The following is a 12,442-nucleotide window of genomic DNA, read 5'->3' as shown; positions in this document are numbered from 1 at the left end:
TCAGGTCGTTGCGCACCTTGCCGTCGACGCGGCTCGACATGAACGGCTCGAGCATCGCGATCAGGCCATGCGCAGCCAGTTCGTCCACGGCCTTGGCGCACGCCGCCATGGTGGTGACCGTCCCGGGATCGTCGAGGGCGATGCGGCACAGCATCTTTCCGCCGTTCATCTTCGCGGCGGCGGTCGACTCCGGGGTGGCAGCGGTCATCTGATCGTCGAACTCGAACGCCGCGCCTGCCAAGCCGCCACGGTTGAACGAGGAGAACACGACCTTGTCCTCCAGCGCGCCGACGAGCAGCAGGTCGTCGAGGATGTCCGCCGTGGCAAGCACGCCGTCGACACCCGGGTCGGCCAGCGCGGCGCGCAGACGGTCCAGCAGATCGGTGCGACTGTTCATTGCGGTCGGCCGGTTGCCGACGGCCAGCGCGCCGCGGGCGGGATGGTCCGCGGCCACGATCATCAGTCGACCGTCGCCCCGGATGGTGGGCCGGGTGGTGCGGTCCTCCCAAGCGCGGGCGACGGCAGCAGGATCGGCCGCTCGCAGATCGGTCACCTGGGCGTAGTCGACACAAAGTGCGTCAGACATTGACGGCCTCCACTGCGGTTTGTTCCGCCAACTCGGCAACTTCTGCTGCAGTGGGCATGGCGGTCGAACATTCGAGTCGGGCGGCCACGATGGCGCCTGCGGCGTTGGCGTAACGCAGTGTCTTCTCCAGCGGCCATCCGCGCAGTAGACCGTGAATCAGGCTGCCGCCGAAACTGTCTCCCGCACCGAGTCCGTTGACGACGTCCACCTCGTTGGGCGGCACGGTCACCGAGCTGTGCCTGGTCTTGCCTAGCACGCCTCGCGGGCCCTGCTTCACGATCGCCAACTCCACGCCGAGATCCAGCAGAGCTTCCGCCGCCTTGCGGGGGTTGCTCTCGCCGACGGCGATCTCGCACTCCTCACGGTTGCCGACGGCGACCGTGACGTGTTGAAGTGCGCGCTGCACCTGCTCCGTCGCGGCAGCGGGTGACTCCCAGAACATCGGGCGGTAATCGAGGTCGAGCACGGTCAGGGGAGCGCGACCTCCTCTTGTCCCCGTCGCTTCGCTCGCCCCAGATCGCCTCTCCCATGCCGCGAAGTGCGCGCTTCTGCTGGGCTCTTCGGAAAGGCCGGTCACCGTCGACCAGTACAGCCGGGCCGACCGGACCGCGTCGGCGTCGATCTCGTCCGGCGTGATCTGAAGGTCTGGAGCGCTCGGCTTGCGGTAGAAGTACAGCGGGAAGTCGTCGGGCGGGAAGATCTCGCAAAACGTGACCGGGGTCGGGTAGGCGTCATGTGTTGCGACATAGCGGTTGTCGACCCCGAGCCTGTTCAGCTCTGCTCGGACGAATCGTCCGAACGGGTCGTCGCCGACGCCGGAGATCAGTGCCGCGCGGTTGCCGAGACGGGCCGCCGCCACCGCGACGTTGGCGGCACTGCCGCCGAGGAACTTCCCGAAGGACGTCACCTCCTCCAGCCCGACGCCTATCTGCAAGGGGTAGATGTCGACGCCGCTTCGGCCGATGGCCAGCACGTCGAACGGCTGTGAGGTGGACACGTCAGCTCCCAGGGCGGTAATTGAATGGCTTGCCTACGACTGTGCCCCTCGCCACTCGGCTCTGTCAAGAGTTTGTCCTGACATTCAGACTTGCGATCATGCCAGTGTTACTCTTGGGCCCAGTCTTGTCTGGTCACCCGAGATCGGAGGCGACGTGCCGCTGCAGGTTGAGCTCGACCGATCGAGCCCTGTGCCGTTGTATTACCAACTCGCTCAAGCGATCGAGGCGGCAATCCGGGACGGTGACCTCGTCCCTGGGGATCGCTTCGAGAACGAGCTCGACCTCGCCAAGCGGCTCACGTTGTCGCGTCCAACGACGCGCCGTGCCATTCAGGAAATCGTCGACAAGGGCCTATTGGTCCGCAAGCGTGGGGTCGGCACGCAGGTCGTGCAGAACCCCGTTCACCGTCGCGTCGAGCTGACCAGTCTCTTCGACGACCTGGTCCGTGCGGGCCAGGAGCCGACGACGGAACTGCTCGATTACCAGATCGGCAAAGCCGACGACGAGGTCGCACTGCAGCTGAACCTGGCCAGTGGCCACGAGATCGTCACGATCCAGCGGTTGCGTCGTGCCAACGGTGAGCCTCTGGCAGTGATGGTCAACTATCTTCCGGTCGACTTGGCGCCGGCGGCAGAGGAACTCGAGCGCATCGGTCTTTATCAGGCGCTGCGCACCCGCGGTGTGCACATCCGTCTCGCCAGGCAACGAATCGGCGCCAGGCCTGCGACGCGAACCGAGGCCAGGTTGCTGACCGAGAAGGCCGGCGCCCCTCTCCTGTCCATGAGCCGGACCGCCTTCGACGACTCGGGCAAAGCCGTTGAGTACGGCGACCATTGCTATCGCGCGTCGCGCTACTACTTCGAGACCACGCTCGTCGACCGCTAGTCGCTCAGTCGTCGTTGGTGACTGCGGGCTGTCTGGCTAACTTTTTTGCGTCGGGGGTCATATGACCTGCAGTCCTAATGTCCGAACAAAGTATTGACTTTCGGCTGTGACCCGTATTACATCGTCTCCAGGGCAGTGTCGCACGGCACTCGCAGACAGGAGAGACGATGAAGTTTGTTCGGCTGGCAGCCGTCGCTGGAGCCGGGGTTGTCGCCCTCGGACTCGTGTCGTGTTCGAGCACCGGAGGGAAGCCCGCCGGGACCGGTGACGGAGGTGGCGGCGGTGGCTCCGTCGACACGCCGCGCATGACGGTCGCGATGATCACCCACGAGGTGCCGGGCGATTCCTTCTGGGACCTCATCCGCAAGGGTGCCGAGGCTGCCGCCAAGAAGGACAACATCGAACTCCGGTACTCCAACGATCCTGAGGCGCCCAATCAGGCCAACCTGGTTCAGAGCGCCATCGACAGCGGCGTCGACGGCATCGCCGTCACGCTCGCCAAGCCCGATGCCATGGCGCCAGCAGTCAAGGCCGCCGAGGCCAAGGGTATTCCGGTGGTGGGGTTCAACTCCGGCTTCGACGATTTCAAGTCGATGGGAGTTCAGGAGTATTTCGGCCAGGACGAAAAGCTTGCAGGCGTCGCGGCGGGCGAGAAACTGAACGCCGACGGCGCGAAGAAGATCATCTGCGTCATTCAGGAGCAGGGTCAGGTTGCACTCGAATCCCGTTGCGCCGGAGTCAAGCAGGGCTTCAAGGGCCAGAGTGAAATCCTGAACGTGAACAGCAAGGACATGCCGTCGGTCGAGGCAACCATCACGGCCAAGCTGCAGCAGGATCCCTCCGTCGACCACATCGTCGCGCTTGGCGCGCCGATCGCGCTGACCGCAGTCCAGTCAGTGGGCAACGCGGGCAGCCAGGCGAAGATCGTCACGTTCGACACCAATGCCGCGCTCGTCGACGCGATCAAGGGCGGTCAGGTCCAGTGGGCCGTCGATCAGCAGCCATACCTGCAGGGCTATCTCGCAATCGACTCGCTCTGGCTGTTCGTGAACAACAAGAACCTGATCGGTGGCGGTCAGCCGACGCTGACCGGGCCGTCCTTCATCGATCAGGGCAACATCGACGCCGTCGCCGAGTTGGCCAAGTCCGGAACTCGCTAGGAACGGGAGACCACACATGACTACGCAGGCAGACCTTAACGTCGCCGACCACAAGGTCGTTCGCGACGAACGCGTCAAGGAGCGGAATCGCCTTCAGAGGCTGCTGATTCGCCCTGAAATGGGTGCGGGCATCGGTGCCATCGGCATCTTCGTCTTCTTCCTGATCGTGGCGGCCCCGTTCCGCGAGGCGGCGTCACTGGCCACCGTGCTGTACGCAAGTTCCACCATCGGCATCATGGCGTGCGGCGTGGCGGTCCTCATGATCGGCGGCGAGTTCGACCTGTCGGCGGGCGTGGCGGTCACGTTCAGCTCGCTCGCGGCGTCGATGCTGGCCTACAACCTGCACCTGAATCTCTGGGCAGGTGCGGCACTGTCTCTCGTCCTCGCGCTGAGTGTCGGCTTCTTGAACGGCTACCTGGTGATGAAGACCAAGATCCCCAGCTTCCTCATCACGCTGAGTTCGTTCTTCATGCTCGCCGGCATCAACCTCGCCGTCACCAAGCTGGTCGCCGGTCAGGTGGCCACCCAGAGCGTCAGCGACATGCAAGGCTTCGACTCGGCTCGCGCGACCTTCGCGTCGTCGTTCACCGTGTTCGGAGTCGGTATCCGCATCACCGTCGTGTGGTGGCTCGTCTTCACCGCGATCGCGACGTGGGTGTTGTTCAAAACCAAGATCGGCAACTGGATCTTCGCCGTGGGCGGTGACGCAGAAAGCGCTCGTGCCGTGGGTGTTCCGGTGACCAAGGTGAAGATCGGGCTGTTCATGTTCGTCGGCTTCTGTGCCTGGTTCGTGGGCATGCACCTGTTGTTCGCATTCAACACGGTGCAGTCCGGGCAGGGCATCGGCAACGAGTTCTTCTACATCATTGCCGCGGTCATTGGCGGCTGCCTCCTCACCGGCGGCTACGGCACCGCCATCGGTGCCGCCATCGGTGCTTTCATCTTCGGCATGACGAACCAGGGCATCGTCTACGCCGGTTGGGATCCCGACTGGTTCAAGTTCTTCCTTGGCGCCATGCTGCTGTTCGCGGTGATCGCCAACAACGCCTTCCGTAACTACGCAGCGAAGAAGTGATCCGATGACCACAACAGTCGAAAAGCCAAGCAACGACGCTCCGTCCGGCGGCAAGGTGCCCTTGGTCGAACTGAAGAACGTCGGCAAGTCCTACGGAAACATCACCGCGCTCAGGGACATCTGCCTGCGGGTGCACGCCGGGGAGGTAACCGGCATCCTGGGTGACAACGGTGCGGGCAAGTCCACGCTGATCAAGATCATCTCCGGCCTGCACCAGCAGAGCGACGGTGAACTGCTGGTCGACGGAGAACCTATGAAGTTCGGCTCACCCGCCGACGCGCTGGCCAAGGGCATTGCCACGGTGTACCAGAACCTGGCCGTCGTTCCGTTGATGCCGGTGTGGCGCAACTTCTTTCTCGGCCAGGAGGTGCGCAAGAAATCCTTCCCGTTCTCGTTGGACGCCGACGCGATGCGGGCGACGACGCTGACGGAGTTGTCGAAGATGGGCATCGAACTGCCCGACGTCGACGCGCCGATCGGCTCGCTGTCGGGCGGACAGCGCCAGTGCGTCGCCATCGCTCGCGCGGTATTCTTCGGCGCGCGGGTGCTTATCCTCGACGAGCCGACCGCTGCGCTGGGCGTCAAGCAGTCCGGCGTGGTGTTGAAGTACATCACCGCGGCCAAGGAAGCCGGGTTCGGCGTCGTCTTCATCACCCACAACCCGCACCACGCGCACATGGTTGGTGACCACTTCGTCCTGCTCAACCGCGGTCGGCAGAAGCTTGACTGCGCCTACGACGACATCACGCTCGACCACCTGACCCAGGAGATGGCCGGCGGCGACGAGCTCGAGGCGCTGACGCACGAACTGGGTCGCAAATAGCGGGCAAGAACTCGACGAATCACCGGACTCCGTCGGCCTTCGGGCCGGCGGAGTCTTGTCGTCTTTTGCCGGACGACGGGCGCGCGGCCGACGATGAATGCGTCCTGGCATCTGCGCGTCACACCCACGCCTTCAGGGGCGACAGCAGGCAGACCGACGATGGGTGTAACCGAGCAGTAGGAGCCAAGAATTCAATGAAGGCGATCTTGACGCCGGCGGCCGGCGCGGCGCTTGCGATGGTCATGCTCGGCGGGCCTGCTGCGGCGCTGAGCCATGCTTCGCCGCAATCCGATCACACCGTCACCCGCGACATCCTGCAGACGACTCCCGTCGATGCCCCGGTACCTCAGAATGCCGTCACCGGTGTCGTCACATTTCCGCCGCGGGCTTCGGCCGGGCATCACCTGCATCACGGCATCGAGAGTGGTTACGTCCTCGGTGGCGGCGTGGAGATCACCATCGATGGTCAACCGGGACGGATGTTCCACCCGGGTGAGACCTTCGTGACGACGCGAGATCATCCTCATGTCTCGTTGAATCCCGGCGACGTCGAGGCGCGGGCCGTCGTCACCTGGGTCGTCGACGCCGACCAGCCTCTCACCACGCCCGTTCCCGACTAATGGCAGTCTTCCCCCGATCGGGGGACAACGTTCTCCACCAGCGTGGGGCCTGATCGCTCGACAGACGTCGGCCCCTCTGGGCGGCATATTTGAGTCATCGCCGGGGGATCCGGTCGAGAGCCGAAAAGTCACCTACCCGAGGAGAACTCAGATGAACGCCATCGCCCGCAGGATCACCGCAGGAGCCGCCCTGGCCGTCGCCCCCGCACTTCTCGCCGTCGGTTTCGCCACCGCTAGCCAGGCCAGCACCGTCGTCCCCAACCCGGGGCCGCAGACCTTCGCCGGCCAGACCCACCACGACGGCGTGAACGGCACGAACATCAAGCCGGGCACCCCTGAGCACCACCGTCACCAGAGGAACCGTTAGAAACGGGTGAACTACGTGGACGGTGTGTCGCGGGCTCATTCAGTGGGTATTACACCGGACATGACTACGTCAGCCGTGTCCAAGGTCGATGCCGGTCCGCAGAAGGTAGCCAGGCGGGTTCTGGTCAAGGCGCCTGCCGCGGAGATCTTCGCGATCGTCAGCGACCCGCACCGTCATCCCGAACTCGACGGCTCCGGCACTGTCCGCGACATCGACGTCAAGGGCCCCCATCACCTGGCGGTGGGCGACAAGTTCACCGTCGGGATGAAGCAGTTCGGGGTGCCGTACAAGATCACCTCGACCGTGACCGACGTGCAGGATGGCAAGGTCATCGAGTGGCAGCATCCACTAGGGCACCGTTGGCGCTGGGAGCTGACCGAAGCGACGCCCGGCGACACCACGATCACCGAGGTCACCGAGACCTTCGACTACAGCACCGTGAAGGTACCGCTGATGATCACTGCGTTCGGGTACGTCAAGAAGAACGGCGACGGCATGACGTCGACGCTGGAGCGGCTCGCAGGTCGGTTCAGCACCTAGACCGTGAATGCCGCGCGAAACGCGTTGAGTGCGTTCACGTCGTCGCCCTCCGCGTAGCCCTCCAAGCCGACGGTGCCGCGATAACCCATGTCGAGCAACGCCTTCGCGACGGCCGGGTAGTAGATCTCGCCCGTTCCCGGCTGGCACCGGCCCGGCACGTCGGCTACCTGGATCTCGCCGATGGCATCGCCGCAGCGGCGGACCAGTTCGATCAGGTTTCCCTCCCCGATCTGCGCGTGGTACAGGTCGAGCATCATCTTGACGTTCGGGTGCCCGACACCCTCGATGAGGGCCAGCGTGTCCTTGGCACGGGCCAGCGGCACGCCGGGATGGTCGACGATGGTGTTGAGATTCTCCACGCAGAACTCCACACCGGCGGATGCCCCGAGTTCGCCCAGCTTCTCCAGAGTTCGCAGCGCGGTGGTCCACATCGCGCCGGTCGCGCGCAGGCGGGGTCGCGCAGGCAAGCCGTCGACGAGCTCGGCAGTGTGCAGGTTCAGGCGCGTAACGCCAAGCGTCTCAGCGGCCTTGATACTCAGTTCCGCGGTACGCACGACCTCGTCGGCGGTCTCGGGGTCGATCAGGTCGCCGTGAAGATATCCGGTCATCGACGTGAACTTCGCACCCGTTGCCGCCAGTGCGTCGAGATCCTTGTCGTCCCAGCTCCAGATCTCGGCGGCGAAGCCCATATCGTGGATGCGGCGGACCCGTTCGATGATCGGCGATCCCTTGAACACCATCTCGGCATTGACCGCGAGTTCGAAGTTGCTCATGCGGGTCAGTCTTATGCGGTCGAGCGTGGGATTCAACACCGGAAATCCGGCAAAAACCCCTCAATTGTGGTGGCGATACGGCGGAAGTTGGGCGGTTGTTCAACGACCCGACGTCATCTGATGGCCCGCGTCACCGTGCCCGATTCGCGCTCGGACGGCACAATCGACGTGTGGACATCGATCGCAAACAATCGGCACGCACGTCGGCGTGGCGTGACCCGTTGGCCATCTCCTTCAGCGCCCACCGGCAGGTGATGCTGCTGCGATTGCGGTGGCACGAGCGGGCTGCAACTCGCCCACGGACGAAGCGCGGCAAGCCCCGGCCCTGATCGCATTTTCGCGCCGCGAAGGTGCGCGTTCTGCCAAGAGGTCTCGGCGGGTCGTGCGCAGACACGCACGCTCGCGCCAGGGGGGTGGGCGCTAGCGGGGCTGCATCCCCGCGGCGCGGTACGCGGCGTCCACGAAGGCCATGTTCGCCACCGCGTCGGCGGTGCCGAACGGCAGCGGGGTGCCGTGCAGCACGTGGGCGGCGAAGGCCTCCAGCTGATACGTGTAGGACGTTCTGGTGCCGAGTCGTTCGACCGTGGTGCCCGCCGGAGTGGTGATCGTCAGTCGATCGTCGGCATTCGGCTTGATGAAGTCGTGCACCAGAAGACTGCCAGCCGTGCCCACGATTCGGATCGTGTGCATGTGGTGTTCTCCCACCATCGAATTGGCGGTGAGGCCGGTAGCTCCGCCGGGGAAGCCGATCTCGACGTCACACCAGGCGTCCACCCCGGGAGTGCGCTGCTCGGCGTGGGCGCGCACCACCGAGGGCCGCCCCTCGATGCCCGGCGCCGCGAGGCGACCGAGCGACCGCATCACGTGCAAGCCGTAGCAGCCGAGGTCCATCAGGGCTCCGCCTGCCAATTCCAGCGACCAGCGTGGGTCGTCGTCGCCCGGTGCGGGCATCGACATCCGGACCTCGACGTGCACGATGTCGCCGATGGTGCCGTCGCCGGCCAGCTCGAATGCACGCTGGGTGACGGGATGGAAGAAGTAGTGAAAGCCCTCCTGCACGGTGACGCCCGCGGCGTCGGCTGTCTCTGCGACGAATCGGGCCTCGGATTCGTCACGGGCGAAGGGCTTTTCGCTCAGCACGGACTTGCCCGCCGCGATCGCCGCGAGATTCCACGGCGCGTGCAGGGAGTTGGCCAGCGGGTTGTAGAGGACATCGACGTCGGGATCGTCGATCACCGCCTGGTAGCCGTCGACAACCCTCTCCACGCCGTACTTCTCGGCGAAGACCTCGGCACGTGATCGGTCCCGGGCCGCCACCGCCACCAGTCGGTGGCCGAGTTCGGCCGCCGGTCCGACGATCCCCAGCTCGGCGATCCGCGACGCGCCAAGAACCCCGATGCCTAATGCCATGCGCGGTCCCGCTTCGCTCCGCTCGTGCCTCACGACGTGACCTGGCGGAGATGAGCGACACTGGCCAGCACGTCACGGATGGGCCCCTCGTCGGCCGGCTCGCCGTCGAGGATGGTGTCCTGTTCGAGAACGAACCAGCCGTCGAAACCGTTGTCCCGCAACACCGAGACGATCCCGGCGATGTCGACGTCACCAGTGCCGAGTGGGGTGTACATTCCCGCCTTCACGGCGTCGGTGTACGTCAGATCGCCGGACTGCACCTTGGCGGCCAGTGCGGCATCGACGTCCTTGAGGTGGGTGTGGGCGATGCGGTTCGGCACTGCCTTGGCCAGCTCCAACGGGTCGGTCCCGCCGATCAGCAGGTGACCGGTGTCCAGGCACAACGGGATCGAGGACCCCGCGAGCACCCTGTCGACGTCCGCGCGGGTCTCCACGATGGTGCCGACATGCGGATGCAGCACCGCCAGCAGACCCCGGTCGGCGACGATGGCGACCAACCTGTCGAGGTTGGCGAACAGCGTCGACCATTGAGCGTCATCGAGGACGGGACGGGAGTCGTAACCGTCGGACCCAGTAGCCGCCGCGAGCACCACGACGCCCGCTCCTGCGGCGCACAGCGACTCCAACGGACCGGCGAGGTCATCGCCCGGATCGTGATCGGCATTGTGCAGGATGACGGGGACGAAGCCGCCGACGCAGGCCAGATCGTTGGCGCGCAGAACCGATTTCAGCTCCTCGGTGTCCGATGGGAGGAAGCCGTCGGGCCCGAGCTCGGTGGCGGTTAGCCCGGCACCGCGCATCTCTGCCAGCACCCGGTCGGGCTGCAACTGATAGCCCCAACCGGGCACCTCGCAGACGCCCCAGGAAATAGGCGCCCCGGCAATCTTGATCGCTGGGTCGATTCCCCGGTCGCTTCGCTCTCTCCCGCAAGCGGGGGGACCCCCAGCGCCGGTCACGAGTTGCGCACTTCGTCGATGCGCACCGGCGCGTGCCGGCGCAGGGACTCGGCGGCGGCTTCGGCGAGCCAAGCCACCTCGACGGCGTCGGCCACCGTTGCGCCGTGGATCGGGCCGCCCTTGGCGACCTGGACGAACTCGGTCAGCTCGGCGCGGAACGCCGCGGTGAAACGGTCCATGAAGAAGTGATGAGCCGGGCCGGTGGGAAAGTCATTCCGCAGATCCATGTTTCGCAGCGGCACGCCCTGGTCCCAGCCGGCCGCGACACTGTCGTCGAAGCCGTGGACCTCCAGGCGGCAGTCGTAGCCGCGGGCGTTGTAGCGGGCGGCGGACACGATGCCCGTGGCGCCGCCGTCGAACGTCACGATCACGGCGGCGGTGTCGACGTCGTCGTACTCGGCGAAGAGCGGGTCGCCCTGGACCGTCCCGGTGGCGTAGACCTCGACGGCCCGTTGCCCCGTGATCCAGTTCAGCACGTCGAAGTCGTGCACTGCGCAGTCGCGGAAGATGCCGCCGGAGCCCTTGATGTAGTCCATCGGTGGGGGAGCGGGGTCCATCGTGGTGCTGCGCACCGTGTGCAGGATGCCGAGCGACCCGTCGTCCACGGCGCGCTTGGCCGCGGCGAACGCCGCGTCGTACCGGCGCTGGTAGCCGACCTGAACGGGCACACCGGACTTGAGGATCACCTCGGCGACGCGGGCGCTCTCGGCCGCCGTGGACGCAATCGGCTTCTCGCAGAACGTCGGGAGGCCACGCTCCACCGCGGCAAGGGTCAGCTCGGCGTGGGCCGGCGTCGCCGCCGCAACGACCACTCCGTCGATGCCGGAGGACAACAGCTCGTCTACGGTGTCGACGGCCTTGACGCCGTACTTGGTGGCCACGGCGTGTGCGACGTCGGTGCGCTCGTCGGTGATCACCAGCCCGTCCAGGCCGTCGATGCCGCTGAGGGTTTCGGTGTGAAAGGCGCCGATACGGCCCAGTCCGATTACGCCGAGGGTGGTCATGGAGTTCTCCGTTCGATTTGTTGCGCGAGCGCGACGTCGAGTGCATCGGGGGTGAGTCCGTCGGCAAGGGCGGCCAGTACGGTGTCGACCTGGCTCGGGGGCGCAAGGCTTCCGATCGGTTGGTCGTTGTCGAGGTTGGTGGGGAACGGATAACCCTCGGCGGTGGCGTTGACCGCGTTGCCGAGCGCGCGATCCGAGCGTCCGGAAGCCTTCATCTCCAGCAGTGCGGGATAGATGGCCCGCACCATCGCGGTGCGGTCGAGCGCCTCCATCGCCCGTCCGAACGGCGACGAGATCTGCAACAGGTTGGCCATCCGGCGGATGTCCGTCGACGTGTTGGCGCCCGCGCCGTGGAAGAGAGCCGGGTTGAAGAACACCGCGTCGCCCTCTTGCAGCGGCACCTGCACCTGCCTGGTGGCGAAGTAGTCGATGAACTCCTGGCGGTAGAACGCGACGTAACCGCCCACGAACTTCTGCGAGTGCGGCAGCAGCATGGTCGGCCCGGTCTTCAGTGGCATGTCGCAGTGCGCGACCGCGCCCTGCAGGGTGAGGGCCGCCGACATGCGATGCATGTGCGCGGGATAGGCAGCCAACTGCTCGACGTCGACGAAGCCAAGGTGGTAGTCGCGGTGCGGAACCTGGGGAGCCCCACCGGGGTTGACGACGTTCACCTGTGAGGTCATCTGGTAGCGAGGGCCCAGCCACGCCTGCGACACCAGTGCGATGGCGTCGTTGGCGTAATAGTCTGCGAACACCTCTGGGGCGTGAAGAGCGAGCTTCTGTGCCGCATTCCAGACCCGGTCGTTGGCGCCTGCCTTGCCGAAGTGATCGCCGGCGGCGCCACCCTCCGCGCGCTGGGCCTCGATGATGGCGGTGAACGCCACGCTGGCGCGGTCCACGACGGTGGGCTCGAAAGCGCCCTCGAACACGACCACGCCGGGTCCGTCGGCGAGCGCGCGGATCAACTCCGTCTGTAGGGCGTGCCGGTCGGCATTCGCCATCGTCTCGGCGGAGTAGACGAGCACGCCCTGACGGACGTCGCTCGCCAGCGGGTAGTCGCGTGAGTCGGTTTCTGTCGACACCAGTGCGCGGAAGTCGTCGAGATCGCAGTCCGCCTGCTCGATCCACGCCGCGCGTGTCTCGGTGGTCAATGCAGTCATGTCGTTAGTCTGGTTGTGACGCGCGCAGCAATCAACACCAAAAACCAATCAAAAAACCCTCACCCCGTTGCGCGAGCAGACGCAA

General features: G+C 65.7%; 14 protein-coding genes. 7 read left to right on the top strand and 7 right to left on the bottom strand.

The features are described 5' to 3' along the window. Positions 1–586: Cgl0159 family (beta/alpha)8-fold protein (locus QOI01_RS16320; protein ID WP_526382657.1), on the bottom strand; the 586-nt coding region annotated here is incomplete at its 3' end. Further along, positions 579–1,583 (bottom strand): 5-dehydro-2-deoxygluconokinase, encoded by a 1,005-nt coding sequence (iolC, locus tag QOI01_RS16315; RefSeq protein ID WP_526382655.1) that lies wholly within the window; start codon positions 1,581–1,583, stop codon positions 579–581. The genes QOI01_RS16320 and iolC, both read right to left, overlap by 8 nt. Positions 1,584–1,737: 154 nt before the next feature. On the opposite strand from iolC, the gene QOI01_RS16310 reads away from it, so the two are divergent. The 7 genes from QOI01_RS16310 to QOI01_RS16280 all read left to right on the top strand — a co-directional run bounded on the left by QOI01_RS16310 (position 1,738) and on the right by QOI01_RS16280 (position 7,054). Continuing rightward, positions 1,738–2,469 carry a GntR family transcriptional regulator gene (locus tag QOI01_RS16310; protein WP_526382653.1) on the top strand — a complete coding sequence of 244 codons (732 nt, stop codon included), beginning with the start codon at positions 1,738–1,740 and terminating at the stop codon, positions 2,467–2,469. Positions 2,470–2,636: 167 nt separating this feature from the next. Then, positions 2,637–3,629 (top strand): substrate-binding domain-containing protein, encoded by a 993-nt coding sequence (locus tag QOI01_RS16305; protein WP_526382651.1) that lies wholly within the window; start codon positions 2,637–2,639, stop codon positions 3,627–3,629. Between the two features lie 16 nt (positions 3,630–3,645). Further along, positions 3,646–4,704 carry an ABC transporter permease gene (locus tag QOI01_RS16300; RefSeq protein ID WP_526382649.1) on the top strand — a complete coding sequence of 353 codons (1,059 nt, stop codon included), beginning with the start codon at positions 3,646–3,648 and terminating at the stop codon, positions 4,702–4,704. A 4-nt stretch (positions 4,705–4,708) separates the two neighbouring features. Then, complete coding sequence (locus tag QOI01_RS16295) at positions 4,709–5,527, top strand: ATP-binding cassette domain-containing protein (protein ID WP_526382647.1); 819 nt, start codon at positions 4,709–4,711, stop codon at positions 5,525–5,527. A 194-nt stretch (positions 5,528–5,721) separates the two neighbouring features. Continuing rightward, a complete protein-coding gene (locus QOI01_RS16290; protein WP_526382645.1) occupies positions 5,722–6,147 on the top strand; it encodes a cupin domain-containing protein in 426 nt (141 codons plus the stop codon). Between the two features lie 151 nt (positions 6,148–6,298). Beyond that, complete coding sequence (locus QOI01_RS16285; RefSeq protein ID WP_526382643.1) at positions 6,299–6,514, top strand: hypothetical protein; 216 nt, start codon at positions 6,299–6,301, stop codon at positions 6,512–6,514. Between the two features lie 60 nt (positions 6,515–6,574). Beyond that, the gene (locus QOI01_RS16280; RefSeq protein WP_526382641.1) at positions 6,575–7,054 is read left to right on the top strand and encodes an SRPBCC family protein; all 480 of its coding nucleotides are present in this window, start codon (positions 6,575–6,577) and stop codon (positions 7,052–7,054) included. Here the strand turns inward: QOI01_RS16280 and QOI01_RS16275 are convergent. The 5 genes from QOI01_RS16275 to QOI01_RS16255 all read right to left on the bottom strand — a co-directional run bounded on the left by QOI01_RS16275 (position 7,051) and on the right by QOI01_RS16255 (position 12,357). Further along, entirely contained in the window at positions 7,051–7,827 is a 777-nt protein-coding gene (locus tag QOI01_RS16275) for a TIM barrel protein (RefSeq protein WP_526382639.1), read from the bottom strand. The genes QOI01_RS16280 and QOI01_RS16275 overlap by 4 nt on opposite strands. Positions 7,828–8,247: 420 nt before the next feature. Further along, positions 8,248–9,237, bottom strand: a complete 990-nt coding sequence (locus tag QOI01_RS16270) for a Gfo/Idh/MocA family protein (RefSeq protein WP_526382637.1) — start codon at positions 9,235–9,237, stop codon at positions 8,248–8,250. A 29-nt stretch (positions 9,238–9,266) separates the two neighbouring features. Continuing rightward, complete coding sequence (locus QOI01_RS16265; protein WP_526382659.1) at positions 9,267–10,127, bottom strand: sugar phosphate isomerase/epimerase family protein; 861 nt, start codon at positions 10,125–10,127, stop codon at positions 9,267–9,269. A gap of 62 nt (positions 10,128–10,189) precedes the next feature. Next, positions 10,190–11,197 carry a Gfo/Idh/MocA family protein gene (locus QOI01_RS16260; protein WP_526382635.1) on the bottom strand — a complete coding sequence of 336 codons (1,008 nt, stop codon included), beginning with the start codon at positions 11,195–11,197 and terminating at the stop codon, positions 10,190–10,192. Further along, positions 11,194–12,357 (bottom strand): phytanoyl-CoA dioxygenase family protein, encoded by a 1,164-nt coding sequence (locus QOI01_RS16255; RefSeq protein WP_526382633.1) that lies wholly within the window; start codon positions 12,355–12,357, stop codon positions 11,194–11,196. Before QOI01_RS16255 ends, QOI01_RS16260 begins: the two co-directional genes overlap by 4 nt. Positions 12,358–12,442 lie beyond the last annotated feature (85 nt).

It is taken from the genome of Mycobacterium sp., from assembly GCF_032162605.1.
GTDB lineage: Bacteria > Actinomycetota > Actinomycetes > Mycobacteriales > Mycobacteriaceae > Mycobacterium.
This window is presented reverse-complemented; position numbering and strand designations above follow the sequence as displayed.